Raw genomic sequence first — 21,554 nt, 5'->3', positions numbered from 1 at the left:
GTAGGTTGTAGTTTTGGCCTACGAAACGAGCTGCTTAGTCATCCATTCATTAATTGAACATTTCTATGAAACTGAACATTGTTTATTTTGTAGCCCTGTTGTGCTTATCTATTGTGGTCCACCAACCATGGGCCGGAGCCACGCCGAGAATGCAAGAGCATGACAAAACACATGCGGACATTGATATCGATCTGTCCGAGTGGGAGTTAGCCTGGTCGGATGAGTTCGACTACGCAGACCGTGAATTGGATAAGTACTGGGAATCTCAAAATGGGCCCAGCGGGCACATTCTTTGCAGCCGTTGGCGGGAAAATGCGGTGGTTTCCAACGGGATCCTTGAGCTGGTGAACCGGAAGGAGCGCCGGGGTGGGCAAGATTGGACGTCTGGAAGCATCTGGACCAAGAAGAAGTTTAAGTACGGCTACTTCGAGTGTCGCTACCGCTACGCCGAGGCCAACGGAACGAATAATTCCTTTTGGTTGATGACGCGAGGGGCCGACCCAAAGGAGGGTAAGCGCTTTGAGATCGACATCAATGAAGGGCATTATCCCAACGAGGTGAATACCAACATCCACAACTGGAGCGACATCCGGACGCTTCCGAACGGGAAGCAGACCCACCCCTCGGATTCGAAGAGTTATACCTATGGCACCCGCCACGACTACAGCTTCCCGCTCGAGATCCCCGTCACCACCCGGAAGATCAGGATGGTTTCGAACAACGGCCCACATTTCCACGTGCGTGAATTCCGTGTGTTCAGCGAGAAACGCGGCAAGTATCCCCCGCCGATGTCGAAAGCGGCCGATCGCAGACTTGCCGGCCTTGTCGACTACGCCAAAGACCCCAAACTCATAATCACCTCAAGCGGCTCCTACAACCGTCAAACGAAAGACGAATTCGCGGTTGATGGGGATGTCGCCACGAGCTGGATCACGCAGCCTAAGGGACAGAAATGGATCGAGTTCGAGTGGCCCTCGGACATTACTGTTGGATGTATCCAGTTCATCAACGGGTGGAACGACACGAAAAGCGACAAATGGGTTGGGATGGCTTCCGATTTCAAGATTCAGTACCACGACGGCAAGGACTGGGTCGACATCACCAGCCTGGACGTGACCACCTCCTCTAATTTCGGCACCGATTACCACACCTTCGGCTTGAAGTGGACCGAAGACGAGATCGTTTTCTATCTGGATCGCAAGGAGATCCGGCGTGAGCGCAACGAGTTTGCGTTCAGCGAATCCCCGATCTGGTTGAGCCTGGCGATTATCAAATGGGACGGCCCCGTCACGGATGCGATCGATGGCACCAGCATGAAAGTCGATTGGGTTCGGTATTACCAGCCCAAATCAGATGACACCGACGAGCCGGAATGAATTGCCGACGCGTTTTTATGCTGACCGATTGATTCACCGTCGACGAAGTTTAGTTTATGTCTTTCCCCGATTACCTTGTCCTGCTCCTGTATGTGATCGGCCTTCTGGCCATCACCGTGTACTTCGCGACTCGGGTGAAGAACACGTCCGACATGTTCTCCGCCGGGGGGCAGTCGCCGTGGTGGATGAGTGGGCTCAGTGGCTTCATGACGATGTTTTCCGCCGGGACTTTTGTGGTGTGGGGCGGGGTTGCCTATCGGTACGGGTTGGTCGCGGTGTCGATCAGCATGTGCTACGGCGTCGCGGCGCTTCTGGTCGGTTGGACGCTGGCGGGCTACTGGCGGAGGCTGGGCGTTTCCTCGGCTTCCGAATTCCTGGACCGGCGGTTTGGTCCCTCGATCGTGCAGTTTTACATCTGGCTGAACGGCACTTTCGGGATGTTTTCGATGGGGCTGGCGGTCTACGGGCTGAGCGTGATTGTTGCGGCGCTCGTGCCGATCTCTCCCGAGTCTTCGCTGGCTTTTCTAGCCGACGCCGATACCGGGCACCTGTCGGTCACGTACTTGTCGATCGCGTTGTGCATCCTGGTGGTCGTGATCACTTTTGCCGGCGGGCTGTGGGCTGTGCTCATGACGGATGTGCTGCAGTTCATTGTGCTTACGGTGTCGGTTATGTTTGTTGTCCCGCTGATCCTTGATCAGGTGGGAGGGTTCAACGCGTTTGCTTCGCAAGCCCCGGAGGGGTTTCTTAAACCTGTTGCTGCAGATTTCACCTGGTGGTTCCTATTGGGGTGGGTGGCGGTCCATTACTTCAAAGTCGGTGGCGAATGGGCTTTTGTTCAACGCTACACCTGCGTGCGGACACCCAAAGACGCGCGGAAGTCCGCGTACATCTTCGGGGTCATGTACCTGATCAGCCCGATCTTCTGGATGTTGCCCCCGATGATCTACCGGGTGATCGAGCCGATCCCCGAGGGCCTGTCCGCCGCGGAGATCAACCAGCTGAGTGAGCAGGCCTACATCCGGGCGTGTGAGTTCGTGCTGCCGGCGGGGATGGTCGGTTTGCTGGTCGCCGCGATGGCGTCCGCCACAGCAAGCATGGCCACGACGCAACTCAACGTCTACGCGGGGGCCTTGACGGCCGAGTTCTACCAGAAACTCGTCCGGCCCCACGCCAACCAGAAAGAGTTGGTACGTGTGGGCAGGGTCATGACCGTAGTCCTGGGTGTCATCGTCCTGTCCGGTGCGATCCTCATCCCGCGATTGGGAACCTACGTCGGTTTCATCCTCGCGGTCACCGCGATGCTGACCGGGCCGTTGGTCTTGCCCACGATCTGGGGTTTGTTCTCGAAAAAGCTGAGCCTGTCTGCGGTCTGGATCGTCACGATCGTGGGCGGTTTGTCGGCGGTGTTGGCTCGGTTCGGCCTGCTCAGCGGGCCGGAGTTTCTGGTGGGGGTGCCCGGGACCGCGTGGCTTCACGACTTGGCGACCATTAACCCGCGGGTGACCGACTTGGTCGTCGGCTCGTCGGTGACGCTGGTTGGGTTGTGTATCGCCGAGTTGACCTCGAGCCGAGATTACGTTGGTTGGTCGCGGGTTTCTGCGATTACCGCGGCGTATGCAAAGCAGCCCGAAGATAATGGTCAGAGCGGAAGATCAACTCTCCCCGCTGAGATCTGCGGCTACACCGTTGTGTTCCTGAGCTTATTGATGCTGATCCTTGCGGTCTTCACCAGCGATACCCAAGGCAGGGGGGTGCTGATTACCTTTGGCCTAATCATGCTGTTGTTGGCGGGGCTCATCCTGGGCATCTGTTACAGGCTTGCGCGAAGATCAACGCACTGATCCGATTCAATGTTTTCGATTGACTTACGTGAAAGAAGCGTCCCGATGATGAAGTTCGAGCGATTGAGTGTGATGGTTTTGGCTTTGCTGCTCTTTGCGGCCCCGATGCGCTCGGCTTCGGCGCAAGACATCACCCTGCACGTGAACCCAGACATTCTGCTGGAACAAAAAGCCGGTCCGCACAGCGTTGCCGATGTTGATCGCGAGCGCTACTTCCGAACCTACCACATCCCGGGGATGTTCAATGATGAGTTGGTCGCCGAGCTGAAGGCGTTGGGGGTTTCGCCCGCACGGGGTACCGGCCCTTATCTCAAAGGGCCGGGCGGTGACAAGTACCGGGCCGGCTATTCCGAGATGCTTGATCGGCAATCGAAGAACTTTGCGAAGCTATACAAACGCGCTGAAGCGCGTTACGGAGAGATCGAACACGCGATTGCCGGGGGCAATTACCCCGAATCGGAGCGTTCGACCAAACGCACCAGCGAAGCTCAGGCCGACGACACGATGATCCGGGGCAACCGTAAAGGGGTGCAGCCCGAAGATTTTGAATCTGCGATCGACCTGATCAACCAATGGTTGGCTGGGATCCGTAAGCATGGCGGTCCGCTGCCGACCTATTTCTCGGCGCTCAATGAGCCCGATGCCAACTGGGACAACACGCCGGTTCCCGTTCAGGACTTCCTGGACTTTTCACGGATGTTGGCCATCGAGGTCAAGAGCCAATTCCCCGAGGTGAAAATCGCGGGCCCCTGTACGGCGTGGGGGCACCCGCTGGGCGATTGGCGTCGGTGGGCCGCGGATAACTCGGGTTGGGAGAAGAAGTACATCGAGCAAGTGGGCGACGTCTCGGATGCGTACGACTTCCACATCTACACCAAGGAATACTGGGCCCACGGCAGCATGGATCCGGGCGCGGAACCCCCTGCGAATAAGCTGGATTCGCCGAACATGCATGACCAGTTCAAGCAGGGCAACATCTACGTGTGGGACTTCGGCAAGGCGGAAGCCTACCTCGATCTGGTCTATGCACACCACCAGGCGACTTGGGGCGAACCTTCGCTCCCGGTTCTGATCACCGAGTTCGGCCGTCAGGGTATTACACCTCAGTTGGGCCCTTGGGCGAGCGAATACCTCCACCACCTCTACGGCAATACGATCACACGGCTCTGGATGACGTTCATGGATCGCCCCGAGGTCGATCTGACGGTCCCCTTCATTTTGCCGGAGAGTGATCGGGGCTACGGGATGCAACGGGGGCAAGCCCTCTACACCCGGCCGAATGCGCCCGACGACCTTTCGACCGAACCCACCCGGTTCATCGACTTCTACGGGTTCTTTAAGAACCTCAAGGGCGAGCGTGTGGTTAGCCGGTGGGAAGGCATCACCCCCGCCGAATCGCTGGGGCTGTTCCAGATCGCGGCGCGTGATAAGGATCAGCTCTGGGTACTGCTGCACAACGCTCCTGCAAAACAGACCACGCTGAACCTCGATCTCGGAGCCACGGAAACCGTCGGTGAGGCACGTATCGCCAGGATGAAGTGGGTCGGCGAAGCGCCCGGCCATTTCACCCAAGTCGGTGAAGGCCATTGGCAGATCGATCAGGAGGCCCGCGAGTCCGTCAGCCTTTCGAACATCCAGCTCGGCCCAGCCGAAACCGTGATTGTGCAAGTCGGGCTCGCCACCAGCCAGGCGTCACGGTCACAAGCGGTTTACCGGTTTTACGCAAACGCGACACTGCAACCCCTCGGCAACCAAGCGGATCGCGCAGCGCGTTTTGAAATCGATCTGCCCGAGGTTGGTGCCGATAGTCAAGCGCATCTCGTCGCCAGCATCTCGTCGCCCACGAGCTTCAAACCCGGCACTCAGCTCGAGGCCTGGATCAATGACTACCAATCATCGATCACTCTGGACCTTTCCGAAGGCAGCCGAGACGTGATCGCTCCCATCCGCTTGGCGATTCCCGCGGGTGCCCTACAGGAAGGTCGAAATTCGGTCCGCTTGCACCTCGATTCCCCTGAGGTAAACGCGATGGCGAAGGTTGCGGTTGTTCGAATCGATCTTGCAGATTCAAGTCAGGTGATGGTGGCTGAATAACGATTCGAGTAATTAGCCTACGCTTGGTATGACTTGTTTGTCCCGGATGGTTTCCCCGTGAAATCTCCTTGCGAATCACCATTGATCCCCGGCGTCTCATCGGGCAAGTCGCGGCTGATCCAGCCGACGAGTGCGCTTTGGTGTGAGGTGAAGCCGGGGCTTGATTAGAGCAATCGCACCGGGTTTCTAGTCTCCGCGCTCGAAACCCTTGATGAATCCGTTGCTGATGGATTATTGTTATGGCGTAGTGGTGTCCGTCATGTCATCACCGCCTACATGTTTCAGTCTTGCGGGTGTCGATCCGTCTTGTCTATACATCTCTCAGCTACGGTCGCGATCGCTTGAGGCGACTCGGCAAGTCCAGGCTAACGATCTCATTGGAGAGGTTTCATGGTCCTAATTTCCTTTCTCCTGGTCACCGCGATGGTGGCGGTCCTGACTTTTTTCTTAACACGCAAAGACGACCACGATTCGTCGTCGGGCTATTTCCTCGGTGGTCGTTCTCTGGGCGGAATCGTCATCGCGGGCTCGTTGCTACTCACCAACCTGTCGACCGAGCAGATGGTTGGGCTGAACGGGGCGGCTTTCAAAGACGGCCTCGCGGTGATGGTTTGGGAGGTGGTGGCGGTCATCGCCTTGATCTGCATGGCGCTGTTTTTCCTGCCCAAGTACCTGCGCAGCGGCATCGCCACGGTCCCCCAGTTTCTGGAGAATCGTTTCGACGCGACCACCCGGACCATGACCGATGCGATCTTTCTTTCCGCCTATGCGTTCCTGCTGCTGCCCATCATCCTCTACAGCGGTGCCCTCGGATTGGTGGACATCATCAGCGTCAAACAGCTCATCGGCTTGGCGCCCGATCAAGACGAGGTGTCGATCCTGGGGGCCACGTTTAACGCGGATACGTTCGTGCTGTGGTCGACCGTGTGGGTCGTCGGCCTGATCGGCTCCTGTTACGCGCTGTTCGGCGGTTTACGTACGGTTGCCGTCTCCGACACGCTCAACGGCGTGGGACTGCTCATCGGCGGCTTGATGATCACGTTCTTCGGGCTCGACGCCATCAGCCGTACATTCGGAGACGGGACCGGCATCCTGAACGGCTTTTCGGTGATGCAGGACCGGGGGGTCGAACACAAGACATTCAACTCCATCGGCAGCCAGGAGACCGGCGTGCCGATGGGGACCATCTTCACGGGGATTGCGCTACTCAACCTCTTCTATTGGTGCACCAATCAGCAGATCATTCAGCGGACGTTTGGTGCCAAAAACCTCCGGGAGGGCCAGAAGGGCCTGCTGCTTTGCGCCTTGCTCAAGCTACTTGGCCCGCTCTACCTGGTCCTGCCCGGGATCATGGCGTTTATTCTCTTTTCCAACGATGTCGGCTTCAAGAGCGATCAAGGCTATGGATCGCTGGTACGTGCGGTGATGCCGCCTTACCTCGCGGGTTTCTTCGCGGCGGTCCTGGTGGGTGCGATCCTGAGTTCGTTCAACTCGGCGTTGAACTCCACCTGCACCCTGTTTTCACTTGGCATCTACAAAAACTTCATCAATCAACAGGCCTCCGAAGAACAGACCGTTCGCTCGGGCAAGTGGGTTGGCTGGATGATTGCCGTGCTTGCCATGATCATCGCCCCGATGCTCGCGGATGTGGGCAGCATCTTCGGCTACCTGCAAAAGATGAACGGCATCTATGCCGTGCCGATCTTCTCGGTGGTTCTCGTGGGCATGCTGACTCGACACGTGCCCGCCAAGGCCGCCAACATCGCGGTGGTTGTCGGCCTCGTTACGCTCTTGGCGGGATACTTCATCCCCCTGGGTTCGCGTGAGGCGAGCACGACCTATTTTGTGCCCGCGGCTCACCAGCAAACCGAACTTGCCAACGCCGAAGCCCAGGGCCGTTCCATCACGTATGTGCAAGAGGTGACCGTCCAGCCCACCCAAGTGAAAACGGGTTGGCAAGGCGAATCCGGCGAAGGCCCGGCCCCTGTTGTCTATACCGAGTTCATCGAGACCACGACGGTTTCGACCTACTTCGCCCCCGACTACATCCACGAGTTCCACTTCCTGGGCATCGTGTTCGCTTACTTGGTTCTGATCATGCTCGTCATCGGTGACCTGTCCCCCCGAAAAGAGCTGTGGGTTCACGAAGCCACCGGCGACGTCGATCTAACGCCTTGGAAGGGGGCCAAACTCATGGCTGCGGTCTTGCTGGTGTTGGTGCTGACCATCTATGCCATCTTCGCGGACTTCTCGGTCCTCTAGGCGTGGTGTGAGGCGCCTGCCGTTTCATTCGCGTTTTGCTCGTCACACGCACTTTCCGCTCGGATCATATCGTCGGACGTGTTCCACCAAGGACGACAGCTTGGTGGTGGCGGCACCGATTTTCTCGTCCGCTGCGCCGTAGACAATCATGAGTTGATCGTCTTCGAGGGGGACAAGCGCAGTGGTGAAAATGCATGGGGTCTTGAACCGGCCGGGCTGCTCCCACGCCTCCGATGGAATCATCAGCCTGTCTGAACAACGGTGCGCAACCGTTGGCAACGAGTTGCCGGTTTCTTGAAGCAGCATGAACGATTGGGTGTACCCAATATCGCGGTCTTGCTTTCCGTGGTAACTCACGAGCCAGAGTCCCGGTTCCACCTCAAGGGGAGGAGCGCTGGCGCCGATACGATTACTCTCCCAAGCGAACGTGGGCGAAGCGAGTAGCCGATGCTTCGCATCCGGGGTTTTGAGCTGATCGATTGAGTCGGCCATCGCGTACCAAATCGATGGGGCGGTTACCTGCTGATGTCCGGGGTAATGATGGCTTTCCCAGGGACGATGCAGGGCCACAATTTTTGGCTGGCCGTTGATCAGGAGCTTCCGCGGAAAGAGCAGAACGTCGCGGTTCTCGCCGAATTCGGGGTTGGTTAGATGCGTGATGTACCGAAACGCGTTGTCATATTGGCCCCGCTCCAGGGCTTGCAGGTCAACTTCGTAGAGCAGGTTGACCGTCACGTTCTCGCGAACCGCGCGACCAAGGCCGTGGTCGGTGTCTTGTGCCCATGCTGGAGCGCATTGCATGGGGTCGTCTTTCTCCCAGTACGCGCCGGGCGGAAAGACACGGCACGCCACAATGAGGTGGCACTTGCCTTCATACCAGTACAGGCGGGGGTCTTCGATGCAGCCATTGGCGTAGTTGAGGGACCTGCGCCCCCGGCTGTCCTCTATATACAACTCATCCTGTGCCAGGGATAAGTTGGGGCTCAGCGCAGGCTTCGAGAAGTCGGCGTTCCATTGGTGCCCGTAATTATCGCTGTAGGCATAGCCCAGGTAGATCGGGAACGGCCAATCCGCAGCGGCCGGAGCATTGCGGGGTTGCCCGTTCCCGGTAGCGCGAAAGAGCATTTGAAGCCGCCCGGATTCGGGGTCGCGGATCACGCCGGGGTTGAGCACCATCTGGTTGGCCCACGGGCAATCTGCCTGAGCTTGAAGAATCAGGCGGCGTTCGGTGATGAGTGGGGCTAGTGTGGGCATTTACTCTTCCATCGTTCGCGGGCCAGGGCAACGTATTGCCGGGTCTCCTCCAGCAGCGATCTGCCGTAGTCCCGGGCGGGTTCGATCGTGGTGGCCTCGGCCCAATCGTTCCAGGTCACGATCTGTACCAGCGGCAGCGGCAGGCTTTCGGCCCGATCAAGTTCGTCGAGGTAAGACTGCCACAGTTGCTGGTAGCAGCTTCCCTTCTGGTTTTGCCGCGCAATGATTCGGGGCCGGACGCGGTCGTGTTGTTCCTTCGGCTTCCAGGCCCATGCCACTAGGCTGTCGTCGAAGCCAGGCCAAACTCCCGCCATCCCGTAGAGGTGGCGGTGCTTGGGATCAGACCATTGGGCGTAGCGTTCCCGAGCGCGTCCTTCGCCGGAATCTTCGGGATCAAGCCACGGATAGGCGTTGGAGTAATCGGTTGATGATTCGCTGGGCTCGACCCAGAGGAAGCAACCGGTTTCGCCTTGGCCTTTTGCCACGTTGGACCAGAGGAAGTCATAGCCTCCGGAGCCAAACTGCTGGTCGAATGCCTCGAGCCAATCGGGGAGGTTGTCTTCATACGGAAAGCAGGTAAACACCGGCCGGCCATCGCGGTGCAGATACGCCGAGCGCAACAGGTGCGTCTTGATATATGCGACGTCTTCAGCCAATGGAGCCGGCGTCTTCCCTTCGGTGGGCAGCTGTGCCTGGGAGTCGATCGAAAGGCAGTAGGCCAGTGGGGTGTCGGGGTTGGCTTGGTTCCAGGCTTCCAGGGCTTCCAGCACCGCCAGGGTGATGGTGTTCTCGACCGAGTTCTGGCCATTCCAATTGATGATGAAGCCGGTCAGGCCCGCATCCACCATGCAGCCGAATTGCCAGCCGAGGGTTTCGGGGTCGCGCGAGTCGTATCGCCCGATCTCGGGCATATGGTGATGCGTGCGTCGGTACACAGCTCGGGGATCACGCCAGTGCCGATCGTTTTCGATCGTGGGCGGGTGTGTAATGGTTGCGGCGTCTTCGGCTGCGAGCGGGAAGCTCGAGCCCTGGAGTGTGTACCAAGGCAAGAAATGCCCCAGAACCGCGGGCAGGGCGAGCGGCTCGGTCGAGTCACGGGTGGTGAATGAGATGGTGGGTTTGGGGCGGTCCATGGCGGATAAATCGCTGAAGCGGTGCTCGTAAGTCAAGAATTGACAGTGCTCAGCAAATTATAATGAAATATTTCATTTGTCAATTGAATTTTTCATTTAGTCCTGTATCATGATTAAGTAGTCTCAAAGTTTCTTTCGAACGGTCCAGCTTTCACGACTCTTTGGATGGCGTCCCCTTGGCACGATCGAACACTTCAATTTCGGTTCTTGACGTAGCGCAGCACGCCGAGGTTTCGGCGGGCACGGTGTCTCGCGTGTTTAACCGCCACCCCGCGGTCAATTCCGACCTGCGGCGGCGCGTCTTGACCAGCAGTCGGCAGTTGGGCTTTTCGCCCAAGATCGCGCACAAATGCATCGGCATCGTGACGGGCCGGCACAGCCCATCGTTCCCCGTGGGCTACGTCGGCATCATGTCTTCGCTGGTGTCGCGCATGCTCAGTGATAAACGCATGCTGGTCGAGCTCATCGATATCGAGAGCCTGGACCTTGTCTACGAGACGCATGTCGACGGCGTCATCGGCATCATCTTCGATGAACGACTCGCCGAGCTGACCGACATCCCTTCCCTGCCCGTGGTGAGCATCAACCACCCCATGTCCAAGCAGGGGGTGTCGAGCGTCTACGCCGATCACTATCAACAAGCTGTGCTTGCAACCGAGCACCTTATCGAACATGGCCACCGCGACATCGCTTTCCTGGCGATCCAGCCCGACGAGTGGGGGAGCAACGAGCGCTTGCGTGGTTATCAAGACACCCTCGCCAAGCACGGCATCACCCCGGAGCTCGACCGTGTGAAGTACACGTCGGCTCAACCGGTGTACGACACCTTGTCGCGCTGGAAGCAGCAGGGCGTTTCCGCCATCCTCAACTTCAGCGAAGACGCCTGCATGGAGGTCCTGCATATTCTCAGCAACGTGCTCGGGCTCCAACTCGGCCGAGACATCTCGACGATTACGCTCGAAGATTTGCCTGTCGGGCAATACCTCAGCCCGCCCCAAACCGTTATCCGGCAGCCGCTGGAACAACTGGCCCGGATCGCGGTCGATCACATGATTCAGGCGTGCAATTCCACGGACTCATTCGCGCCGCTGGATTGCTGCCTGCCTACAGAACTCATCACCCGCGATTCGGTAGCCCGGATTCGTCAAGACGATTGACCGACCACCGCAAACGCCCTGCTTTTTCAATAGGTTCACCATGCATCAACATTTCTCACTTGCATCAGCTTTGCTTTCATTGATAGCAGTTACCGCGACGGCTCATATCGATGATCCGCTGCTCACCGACGAGAATTTTGCGAAGCCGTTTGGCCCCCTGCAGGTCCAGGCAAGTGGCGAGGGCGATGGACTAGCGACGCTCACCCGTCAGGCCGGCGATCAGGACGCCGGGGTGGATTGGTTGATTGGCGGGGAAACCGACATCCCGCTCGACGCGGATCATGATGTGCTGACCCTAACCCCGAATTCAGCGGTTGGGGGCGGTTACTACGTCACCTCGCTTCTCTTCTTCAAGGCCGACGGAACATTTATCGCCGAGAAGACCTGGCTTGAAGACACGAGCCGAGTCGCGCCGCAGGTGCTCAAGAGCGTCGCCGCTTTTGCGGAGAGTCAGGGTGTCGATGGGGCTTCGAAATACCGTCTGCGGATACGGATCAATCCCGTCGGGAAGGAAGGCGCAGGGTTTGTCTTCGACCAGATCACAGCGACCCGCAACACCGCATCGGAACCCAAATAAACCGTGACGCTCGGGGGATGCTTTCACGAATCGAGTTCTATTACCCCAGGAGGACCCATATGTTTCGCCATCTGTTATGTTCAACCGCTCTCGCCGTCACGTCCGTGATCGCATCGCTGCCCGCCAGTGCAGCGGTGATCGACAACATGGACGACACCACGTTTTTCAGCGGTGCATTCGGTGCCGCATCGGTTGTCGATAATCTCGACGGGACCGTCACGCTGACCAAATCCAGCGGCGCGAATGTCGATTCGGGCATCGTGTGGAACAACGCCGGTTTCAAGATCGATCTTGCCGACAGCGCGGTCACGATTAATCCTGCGGTTGCGAACGAAGACTTCATCAACGTTACCGCCCAGTACTTCGATGGTGCCGGCGTCTTCACCAGCCAGGCCACGGTTGTGACCGACACCAACACCGACTCGCCGATCAGCTTCGACGTGAGTTCCTCGGCCGATATCAACGCCGAGTCGTACGTGCTGCAGATCCGCATCTTGCCTTTCAGCAGCGAATCCGCGTCTTACACCTTCGACTCGATTCAAGCGGTGCCCGAGCCCGCATCCCTCGCCTTGCTGGCGGCCGGTGGGTTATGCATGCTTCGCCGGAAACGCGCGTGCTGACGCTCCAGATACAGGCCGTGGCTGCGTTAACGCGCGGCCACGGCATTCACTCAAGACATTTGCCCCTTAGTTTCTTCAAAAAAGGGATGCCCCATGACCCGCCCGTGCGAAAAAGCTTTCACGCTCATCGAGCTTTTGGTGGTCATTTCGATTATCGCGCTTTTGATTGGCATCCTTTTGCCCGCCCTGGCGTCTGCGCGTGCCTCGGCGAGGCAGATCGCGTGCGGCTCAAACGTCCGTCAGACGATTGTCGCTCACACCACCTATACCGTGGATTACGATGGCTACCTCGTTCCGATGGTCACCGCGCCGCCCTCCGACCTTGGCTTCAACGATTGGTCCGGCATTTTGTTGGTTCGAGACTACGTGAGCGATGCCGCGGTCTACGCTTGCCCGGAGGACGATATCGCCCGATCCACAGCCGGGCTGCCCCTGCCGGCAGATGAATACAGCATCCGCAGCTACGGGGTGAATGACATGCGGTTTAACCAGGCCGCTCTGCGCGGCAATGGCTACCGTTTCCCTTGGCCTGAATACGACAACGTGGCCAAGACCCCGGTTGCGGGGACGAAGGTTGAGCGGATTTACGCGATCCCCAGCGACATCTTTCTGGTCGGCGAAAACTACCGTTATATCGAACAAAACACCGGACCGGGAAACCGATCGTTCGTGACGGTCCCGGAAAACGAATCCATGTTCTTCTTCGCGGCAGATCAACACCAAGCGGGGGGCGGCAACTACGGTTACGTCGACGGACACGCCGCCTTCGAGCTCTTCGAAGACGTCGATATCTATGACCCTGCCGACCACACGCAGCTGCTTGCCGGCGACCCCTGGAGATGGAAGTGATTCGTATGTCTCGACCCGGTAGCCCGACACTTCGCCTTCTGCTTGCGACCACGGTGCTCGCCCTAACCGGTTGCGCCGCGGCTGAAACGAAAGAAGTCAGCACCGAATCGGGGTTGTACAACCTGCCCGGCGAGCCGCCTTACCTCATGGCCCACTTCCTGCCTTGGTTCGAGGTGGCGCCTGCAGACGCCCCGGATCAACCCCACTGGCAGCACTGGAAGTGGGACGGCCCGGGTAACAGGCACGACCCCAATACCATCCTACCTAACGGTCAGCGCGATCTCGCGACCGCTTACTATCCGCTCATCGGCCCCTACAGCAGCCACGATCGCGATGTCTTCCGCTACCACCTGGAAACCGCCAAGTCCGCTGGGATCAGTATTTTCCTTGTTCTCTGGTACGGCCCGAACACCGTAGACTCCGACGTTCACTTGCCCATGATGTTGGACGAGGCCGAAGCGGCCGGTATGCGGATCGCGATCTGCTACGAAGAAAAAGTGAATTGGCCGCCTTACCGTCAGCCCGAGAGTCGGCAGGACATCGTTGACAGTTTCGAGTCGGACCTGCGCTACATCCTCGAACAATACGGCGATCACCCCGCCTACCTCCGCCGGGAAGGCAAGCCGTTCGTTGCGCAATTCAATTACTGGGGGCAAGACGAGTTTGGGCCTCGGTATCTCCAAGCTCATGAGTTTCAAGCGGTGTTTGATCATCTGCCGACATCGATCTACTACTGCAGGCAGAACCTCGACCGGCTCGAGATGCACCCGACCATCCGCTCGGCCTACATGTGGATCAAGCCCGACCCCGCCTGGATCAAGGACTACACCTTCTTCGCGGGGCGAGCAGAGTCGCTCTACGCTTCGGGCAGCCTGGATTTCTTTATGGGCTTCGTTTCGCCCGGATTTGATGACAGTGGGGTGTCGGGCTGGGGGGGTGGCCAGCCTCGGATCCTGGCAAGGAACGGGCTGGATCTGTTGCAGCAGACCATGGCGATGTCCACCATCGGCCAGCCCGAGCTGATTCAAATCGTCACCTGGAACGATTGGCAGGAGGGCACCGCGGTAGAACCCAGCCGTGAGCAGGGGTTCGAGTATCTGGATGCGATCGAGGAATGGTGGGGGCGGATCAGCGGGCGACCCGTAGACCTTCAGGACAATCGTGATCCGTTCGAGGAATTGAAAGAACGAAATGTTTCTGAAGGATTAGGGCTCGAGATGGAGTAGATCGATTAGGGCGACGGGTGCTTCCTCGATACTCACTTTGTCGAACCGAATCCGCTTTATCGTTCCAGCAGTCAGTGGGGTGCCGGGGGCCATCTGTGGTATGGCGTGCTCCAGGATGGTATTTTCTCGTTTCCAACCGTATTAGAGTTGGGCGTGGTTAGACAACTTTTTGTTCAGCCATGCACATCATAGAATCACGCCTCACAAGTATTCGCCAACAAGAGCTTGTGACAAAATGCGGGTGTAGCTCAGTTGTAGAGCGTCAGCTTCCCAATGAGTTCTGGGTCGTGCTTTAAACAACTTTTGATTCTAGACTTACGCTAGTCGAGCGCTGATTGTACAAGGGCTTGTCTCGATGATCTGGGCACCTTTAAGGCGCCTGCTTGTCACCTACTAGTCATCTACCAGACTGAGTTTGGTTGGAAAGCGGTTGGAACAGGGATCAATTTACACGAAATCGGTGAGTTGAGCGCCTCCAGAATGGTCAGGATATCTCGTAACGCTTGATCTTGCGGTAAATAGTTGCAGGCGATATGCCTAATTGCCTACATGCCTTAGCAGGAGAACCATCACACAACTTCAGGGCATGCTCGATTGCCCACTTTTCAAGATCTGCTAGCGGATAGATCTGATCGTCCGAAAAAAGCGAAGGTTTGTCACGTGAAGGTAAGTTCGATGGTGTTGCTTGCTGAGCTTGATCGTCTGTCGGTAAGTTCTTCTGCTCAACAGTTGGAACATCGACGCTCTCAAGCTCGCGATTCAACATGTCTTCTGAAACTTCAATCCCATTGCAGAGAACAACAATCCGTTCGATTGTATTTTGAAGTTGACGAACATTTCCTGGCCAGGGGTGGCTGACCAAACTTTGGGTTACTTCGGCACTGAGTGTTCGAAACTCTTTGCTGTACCTTGCGCTGAACTCGCTGAGCCAGTGCTCGGCAAGTAAAACGATGTCATTCCCGCGTTCTCGGAGTGGAGGTAATTCAACTGGTATGACATTGAGCCGGTAGTACAAGTCTTCTCGGAGTTTTCCTTGCTTTATCGCTTCGAGGGGATTTCTGTTACTCGCGCTGACAATACGGGCATCGGAGGGGATGTCTTTTGACCCGCCTACACGGCGGAAGCATTTTTCCTGCAGGAATCGCAGAAGTTTGGGCTGCAACTCAATTGGCATTTCTGTGATTTCATCAAGAAAAAGCGTGCCGCCTTGAGCTTCTTCGCATGCACCGATGCGTTGCTTTTCAGCTCCCGTGAACGAGCCTTTTTCGTGACCAAAGAGCGTGGACTCCACCAACTCGGCTGGCAGTGTTGCCATGTTGATAGGAACAAAAGGGCCCTCTGGCTTGGCTCCACGGCTGTGGATGGCGGCGGCGACCAGTTCTTTGCCGGTTCCTGACTCACCACGGACCATAACATTTACAGAGGTGGGCGCGACATTTTCGATCGCACCAAACACAGCACGCATGGCGGTTGATTGGCCGATGATGCCTTCAAATCCTAACTCGTCGTCCGGGGCTGGGCCAAGTTTTTCGAGTAAGTCCCCTCGTTCAATTGCATGTTGGAGCACCGTCATGAGGCGGGCTTCATCTAACGGCTTCACGATAAAATCGAACGCCCCCACCTTGATTGCCTGAACAGCTAGCTCGGTGGTGCTTTGGGCTGTCATAAGGATGATTGCTGCCTCAGGAACGCGTGCTTGAAGCGGGGCTATCAAGTTCAGGCCATCCTCTTCCCCCAAGTGGCGGTCGAGCAAGATGACGTCGGGCTCATGTTCTAAGATTCGGCCGATCGCTTGATCGTGGTCGGTGGCGGTGAGCACGGAATAACCTGCTTGCTCAAGCATCCATTGCGAGACACGCAAGAAATCTGCGTCATCGTCGACCACTAAGACGTAGGCGTTGCTGGGATTTGCCATATTCAGTGCAGGAAGAGGGAGAAGTCGCTTCACCGTATGTTGTGTTCATCGACATTCTACGCGGCGGAATCGATGACGAACTCTTCTTGAATCCTGTTTCCGTCACGATTGACGATTAGCATCAAGGACCACAATAACACCAACATGATGAGTTGATCGAGCCGAAGCAGAAAGCTTTGGCTCCATCCATAGACTCCCAGACTTGCGATAGCTAGTGCGATAAGAGATGCAACCGCAGCTCGCTGCGGCGTGCCGGGACGTCCGATAACCCCGTGGACTGCGCTATACAGCACCCCAAGTATCAGCCCACTTATGCCCAGCAGGCCAACCCAGCCAAGGTCAACAAAGACATCCAAGTAGGTGTTGTGTGCTTGACGGGGGTTCCAAGTCCCCGTCAACTCGCGTCCACGTCCTTCATGCCAGAACGCACCGAATCCGCCGCCGAATACAGGCTGCTTGCTACCTTCGCGATACACCTCCGCCCAGAGGACATCCCGTCCCGATAAGCTCTCGTCACGCTGGACTGTGTCGAAGAACCATGTCTTAAGGTTATCTGGACCGATGACCGCGGCCGTCGCCAGAAACACAACAGCCAGAAGAATCAAAACCCCTCTCTGATAAGGCGGGGCGATTAGGATCATGTATGCCATGGTCCCCGCGGCAGCGACAAGAATCGCCGTAATCGATCCTGTCCAGAAAAGAGCCGCGACAATACCGAGTTGCGATAGTCGTACGGCCCACATCTCTAGGCGGACGCTGGGAGGCCAGCCTAGGGCCACAATCCACCCCGTAAACATCACGGCTCCCAGTGTATTGGGGTGGCTAGCCAGTCCAGCCAGACCTGGCCGTGACGCAATGCTACTACACTCTGCCGGGAAGATGAACATCATTGCTATGGATATCCAGGCACATAAGCCGACGGTGTACACCACGCATCGCTTCATCAGCAATACCGGCTTGTCGGTGCTGTGGACCAGAGAAATAATGAGCATGAGACCGAGGGTGAAGATCCCCGCACGCTTCACAGTGAGGGTTGTATTGGATGACCAACTGGTTGATGAAAGCAATAGGATCGCGACTAGGCACCACGGCAGCTGGCGTACGCATGCCGCGCCAAGGGATCTTGTACAGATCATTCGCGTTATCGCCAATAGGCCTGCCGTGCCGAAGATTAATTGACGCATGCCCCCGCCAGAGTTTGAGTCACTTACCACCAGTGGTTGCCAAGGCATGCGAAAGCCGTGAATACCCGCGTTCATCCATGCGATGACCGCAATCGCCAGCAACCAACGCCAGGGATCGGCAGAAAGCTTCGCCCAAGCAGACGTCAAGCTGTAAGGATCGGCCAGTTGGTTGTGACTGAGTGCGTTCACGACTGAAGCCCTTGCGAAGTCGAGAAACGCCGAAGTATCACACCGGGAGTGTTGAGTTTTGGAAGCTGCGCTAGACGCTCGGCAACATATGGCTCTTGTTTTGCTTGTGCCCACTGCTCTTGCAGAAGCGCCAGCCCCAGGCCCGAAATCATGCCCAGACCCAGGCTCATCATCAGGAATACCTTGCGACTTGGACCCACCGGCCGGTGCGAAGCAGTGGCGGGACGCACCACCGCGATACTCCCTGCGGGCTGCTCAGCCCGGATATGCAAGACATCAGACTTTGCTGATAGTGACACAACCAAATCGCTCTGCAGGCGAACTTTGCTGGAAAGTTCCTCATAGTCCACCATAAACGGGGCGTACTCAGCACTGCCTACATTACCGGCGACCGCGTCCTGCAGTGCTGAGATCTGATCTTTGCAGAGGTGAACTTCAAGTATCAGGCGTTGTACCTCAGGGTCAGCATCCGTCCACGAAAGTCGACGCGCAGCTAATTCGCGTTCCAGATCATTGAGCTTCAGGGTAAGTTCACGTCGCTGACGTAAGAAGTCGTTGGCCTGATTGCGGGGGTCGATAATGCTCTTCGATCCGGTAAACTCTTTTAAATGATCCGTCAGGTGTTTTAGTTTGTTTTTGGCCAGTACGAGTGATTCATCGATATATATAGCTTGCTGAAGTACAAGCTGCTTCTCGATGTCCTTGCTGGCTGCTTCTCCGACGCCGACCAAGGCGTTCGCCAGTTCCGCGCTTAAATCTGGAGAGCTCGAGGTGACCGTTACCGTCATCATCCCTTGCTCGGTTGACTCAACTACGATCATACTTCGGAGTTTGCCGATGAGTTCTTCGCTTCGCGTTCGCCCCGGTACTCCTAGGACCAGTTGATCTTGGTACATCGCTGCGACTTCCTGAAGTACGGAGCGAGACCTGATGAGCGTGGTATATAGATCAGGGTTAGCGGGGAGCATGAGCGCGCCCGTGTCTTCCCGTTTCGCGGCATCTTCGCTCGTTTCGAGGTTGCCCGAATCAACCGCGACATCGAATACCGGCTTCTCGCGTGGTAGCAAGATGGCCACGGCGGAGGATCGATAGGTGTTGGGTGTTGAGAGGTATTTCAATCCTCCTATCCCCAGGCAAGCGATTATGCACAGTAGAACTGTAAATTTTCGCCTAACTAAAGCAAGACAGGCGTCGATCAGCGGGGCTTGCCAGCCGATCGTTACGGGCCCTTGGGGATTGACAGGTGAGGGTTTCATGTGATTCATCAATACAAAAGCTATGCCACATGAAGCTAAGGGACACTGCCGCATAACATCGAGAATTGCGATCGCAGAATGAGAAAATAAGATGGATTATTCTCATTAAGACACCCTTGGTAGCCCGAAATTCATTGGCATCGATTCTGCATATATACACCTCGTCCCCCAATGAGGTGTATCCATGAAAATTGCTATTTTCCATAATCGTTACAAACAGCCCGGCGGTGAAGATGTGGCTGTGGAGTTTGAGCACCGCGTGCTTGAAGATGCCGGGCACGAGGTCCGAAGGTTTGAGGTCAGCAACACTTCCGCCTTTGGCGGAGGGAAGCTGGCAACTCTTTGCGGCGCCGCCTTGACTGCAGCACGATGTCGGTGGGATCGCAATGCAATGCGGGCCGTCCAAGAGTTTTTAGAGGACTTTAAGCCCGATGTTGGGCATGTGCATAACTGGTTTCCTTTGTTTAGCCCATCGATCTACCAGGCTCACCGATTGTCGGGTGTGCCTGTGATTCAGACGCTTCATAACTACCGATTATTCTGTGGAAGTGGGACATGCTGGCTTGATGACGAAGTTTGTACCGATTGCCTGGATGGCGACCTGGCTCGGGCTGTCCGTCGTGGCTGTTACCGTGGGTCGCGGGTGCAATCGGCTGCCTGGTATCGGACGATGCAATCCAACCGAGTGGCGGGCGTCTTTAACAATCTCGTTGACGCCTATATCGCTCCCTCCAACATAGTTGCTGACTTGCACGTGAAGATGGGGGTTGCGAAACACCTGCTCCGTGTTGTTCCTAACGGCTGCCTGGATGCGGGTTTCACTCCGCCGCCGACGGGTGACTCCGAGGCGGTGTTCATTGGCCGTCTGGAGCCGGAGAAGGGCATCTCGCGATTACTCGAAGTCTGGCGTGAGTCCCCGTGGAAGCTTAATGTCGTTGGTACTGGATCACTTGAGCGCGAACTCCGCTCGCAGTATTGCAATCACACCAACATCTGTTTTCATGGCCAAATGCCTCACGACAAGGCAATTCAAGTACTTCGCGATTCTCATCTTGCTTTGTTTCCGAGTCTTTGGCTCGAACCCTTTGGGCTGGGTGTGATAGAGGCGATGTCGTGCGGGCGCCCGGTAATTACCGTTGGGCCAGGGGCTCCGGGTAGCATCAATGTGTCCGGTCAGTCAGGTATTCATCTTGAAACCAAAGATTATGCATACTTACCTGCAGCAGCTGCATCCATTCTGGGAAGTGCTTCACGTACCCGACTTATGGGTCGTATGGCCCGTAACTACTACGAGGAACACTATTGTCCTGATGCCCATCTTGAGGGTTTACTAAGTGTTTTCGAGGAGGTGCGTCATGCTGAACATGCCTGTGTTGCCTGATCGTAAGCGGCTGCTGCTATGTTCGATGACGGTGCCGTGGCCGGACCGTCCCACACAAGGGCTTTATCACGTTGACCAGGCTATCGCGTTAAATCGTATGGGTGTCGATACGCAGATCCTTAGTCCAGCCCCGCTGATCCCTACTTGGGCAGGAAAACTATCTTCTTGGGCTGCAAGGCATAACGCCCGCCCCAAAAGCTACGAGATTAACGGTGTTACGATTCACTCTCCACGTGTACCATTTAGTTTTCCGCGGATGATGCGAGAGCAGTGGGTTCCAAAATACCCATATGGGGTGAACCGGTGGTGTGTGGCGGGCCTATCGAAATGCCTCAAGCGCGCTATAGAACGTACTAATGCGGAAGGGGTTTTGGTCCACGGGATGTTTCCTTGGGGTAAGGTCGCTGAACGGGTTACGGAGGAGTGCGGTATTCCTTTTGCTGTGATCGAGCACTCCGCAGGTGATGTCCTGCGCATCCAGCCGAATAGTCCGATGGCTGCTTGTTACACAAACGTAGCGGATAAGGCGAAATCGGTCTTTGTTGTGAGCAGGCCAATGCTTCGACATCTCGAGAGTAGTATTGGTAGTTCGCGATTAGTTCTGTGTACGAACGGTTTATCTCACTACGACATATTGCAGAATCCCAGTATGTTCAACGCGGCCAAGAACAAGCCTCTATTTCTGTCGGCCGGCCACTACTACCAACGAAAAGGTTTTGAAGAGCTTGTGCAAGCTTTTGCAGAGCTCGTTAAGGCCCAGGTAGATGCATCGCTGGTCATTATCACTGAGGCGCCCGAGTCGCTTCGGCAAATGATTGATACCTTTGGTTTGTCATCGAGGCTGCAGGTTGTCCCGCCTTGCTCGCGGCAGGAGTTGATGGGTTGGATGTCGAAGGCAAGTGCATTTGTGCTTCCCTCGCGGCGCGAGGCCTTCGGCCTCGTTTACGCAGAAGCTATGTCCCGCGGAACGCCCGTGTTAATGACCGAAGATTGCGGAATGGCTGACGAGATCAATTCTGCAAGAATCGACGGTGTATCACCCGCCTGGATCGTACCCGTAGATGATTCAGCTGCGCTAACACAAGCACTTCGGGAAGTGGTGGAATGCCCACATAAATTGGCGGCAAGAAGCAGAGCGGCGATCGAATTTATTTCGAACCGTTTCTCATGGGAACACAATGCCAGAATCGTCTGTGATCATCTATTCTCCTCCGGGTAAATTATCTGGCATCAAGTG

16 protein-coding genes are annotated in these 21,554 nt (G+C 56.6%); 11 read left to right on the top strand and 5 right to left on the bottom strand.

Annotated features, from left to right (window positions below; genetic code table 11):
• Positions 1–65 precede the first annotated feature (65 nt).
• From HNQ40_RS00550 to HNQ40_RS00535, 4 genes are all read left to right on the top strand, one after another.
• Positions 66–1,376: a family 16 glycosylhydrolase gene (locus HNQ40_RS00550; RefSeq protein WP_184675314.1), complete on the top strand. Its 1,311-nt coding sequence runs from the start codon at positions 66–68 to the stop codon at positions 1,374–1,376.
• A gap of 56 nt (positions 1,377–1,432) precedes the next feature.
• Positions 1,433–3,220 carry a sodium:solute symporter family transporter gene (locus HNQ40_RS00545; RefSeq protein ID WP_184675312.1) on the top strand — a complete coding sequence of 596 codons (1,788 nt, stop codon included), beginning with the start codon at positions 1,433–1,435 and terminating at the stop codon, positions 3,218–3,220.
• A gap of 45 nt (positions 3,221–3,265) precedes the next feature.
• The gene (locus HNQ40_RS00540) at positions 3,266–5,314 is read left to right on the top strand and encodes a hypothetical protein (protein ID WP_184675310.1); all 2,049 of its coding nucleotides are present in this window, start codon (positions 3,266–3,268) and stop codon (positions 5,312–5,314) included.
• A gap of 390 nt (positions 5,315–5,704) precedes the next feature.
• Positions 5,705–7,576 (top strand): solute:sodium symporter family transporter, encoded by a 1,872-nt coding sequence (locus HNQ40_RS00535; protein ID WP_221435312.1) that lies wholly within the window; start codon positions 5,705–5,707, stop codon positions 7,574–7,576.
• A gap of 42 nt (positions 7,577–7,618) precedes the next feature.
• On the opposite strand, the gene HNQ40_RS00530 is transcribed toward HNQ40_RS00535, so the two are convergent.
• Both HNQ40_RS00530 and HNQ40_RS00525 read right to left on the bottom strand, forming a co-directional pair.
• Positions 7,619–8,830, bottom strand: a complete 1,212-nt coding sequence (locus tag HNQ40_RS00530; protein ID WP_184675308.1) for a glycoside hydrolase family 130 protein — start codon at positions 8,828–8,830, stop codon at positions 7,619–7,621.
• Positions 8,818–9,963, bottom strand: a complete 1,146-nt coding sequence (locus tag HNQ40_RS00525; RefSeq protein ID WP_221435311.1) for a glycoside hydrolase family 99-like domain-containing protein — start codon at positions 9,961–9,963, stop codon at positions 8,818–8,820. Before HNQ40_RS00525 ends, HNQ40_RS00530 begins: the two co-directional genes overlap by 13 nt.
• Before the next feature lie 161 nt (positions 9,964–10,124).
• On the opposite strand from HNQ40_RS00525, the gene HNQ40_RS00520 reads away from it, so the two are divergent.
• The 5 genes from HNQ40_RS00520 (at position 10,125) to HNQ40_RS00500 (ending at position 14,392) form a co-directional block, all read left to right on the top strand.
• Positions 10,125–11,120, top strand: coding sequence for a LacI family DNA-binding transcriptional regulator (locus tag HNQ40_RS00520; RefSeq protein WP_315852754.1), 996 nt, complete (start codon positions 10,125–10,127; stop codon positions 11,118–11,120).
• Between the two features lie 40 nt (positions 11,121–11,160).
• A complete protein-coding gene (locus HNQ40_RS00515) occupies positions 11,161–11,697 on the top strand; it encodes a hypothetical protein (RefSeq protein ID WP_184675302.1) in 537 nt (178 codons plus the stop codon).
• A gap of 59 nt (positions 11,698–11,756) precedes the next feature.
• Positions 11,757–12,317, top strand: a complete 561-nt coding sequence (locus HNQ40_RS00510; protein WP_184675300.1) for a PEP-CTERM sorting domain-containing protein — start codon at positions 11,757–11,759, stop codon at positions 12,315–12,317.
• Positions 12,318–12,410: 93 nt separating this feature from the next.
• A complete protein-coding gene (locus HNQ40_RS18175; protein ID WP_184675298.1) occupies positions 12,411–13,166 on the top strand; it encodes a prepilin-type N-terminal cleavage/methylation domain-containing protein in 756 nt (251 codons plus the stop codon).
• A 5-nt stretch (positions 13,167–13,171) separates the two neighbouring features.
• Positions 13,172–14,392 carry an endo-1,3-alpha-glucanase family glycosylhydrolase gene (locus HNQ40_RS00500; RefSeq protein WP_184675295.1) on the top strand — a complete coding sequence of 407 codons (1,221 nt, stop codon included), beginning with the start codon at positions 13,172–13,174 and terminating at the stop codon, positions 14,390–14,392.
• 484 nt (positions 14,393–14,876) lie between these two features.
• On the opposite strand, the gene HNQ40_RS00495 is transcribed toward HNQ40_RS00500, so the two are convergent.
• Genes HNQ40_RS00495 through HNQ40_RS00485 form a run of 3 tightly spaced genes read right to left on the bottom strand, consistent with a single transcriptional unit; the run spans position 14,877 to position 18,798 of the window.
• Positions 14,877–16,307, bottom strand: a complete 1,431-nt coding sequence (locus HNQ40_RS00495) for a sigma-54-dependent transcriptional regulator (RefSeq protein ID WP_221435310.1) — start codon at positions 16,305–16,307, stop codon at positions 14,877–14,879.
• Between the two features lie 56 nt (positions 16,308–16,363).
• Positions 16,364–17,680, bottom strand: coding sequence for an O-antigen ligase family protein (locus tag HNQ40_RS18565; RefSeq protein WP_184675291.1), 1,317 nt, complete (start codon positions 17,678–17,680; stop codon positions 16,364–16,366).
• A complete protein-coding gene (locus HNQ40_RS00485; protein ID WP_184675289.1) occupies positions 17,677–18,798 on the bottom strand; it encodes a hypothetical protein in 1,122 nt (373 codons plus the stop codon). The genes HNQ40_RS18565 and HNQ40_RS00485 overlap by 4 nt, the downstream gene beginning before the upstream one ends.
• A gap of 322 nt (positions 18,799–19,120) precedes the next feature.
• Between HNQ40_RS00485 and HNQ40_RS00480 the strand changes: the two genes are divergently transcribed.
• Entirely contained in the window at positions 19,121–20,317 is a 1,197-nt protein-coding gene (locus HNQ40_RS00480) for a glycosyltransferase family 4 protein (RefSeq protein ID WP_184675287.1), read from the top strand.
• Entirely contained in the window at positions 20,292–21,536 is a 1,245-nt protein-coding gene (locus HNQ40_RS00475) for a glycosyltransferase (protein ID WP_184675285.1), read from the top strand. The genes HNQ40_RS00480 and HNQ40_RS00475 overlap by 26 nt, the downstream gene beginning before the upstream one ends.
• Positions 21,537–21,554 lie beyond the last annotated feature (18 nt).

Origin of the sequence: Algisphaera agarilytica, assembly GCF_014207595.1 — a bacterium.
GTDB classification, from domain to species: domain Bacteria; phylum Planctomycetota; class Phycisphaerae; order Phycisphaerales; family Phycisphaeraceae; genus Algisphaera; species Algisphaera agarilytica.
This window is presented reverse-complemented; position numbering and strand designations above follow the sequence as displayed.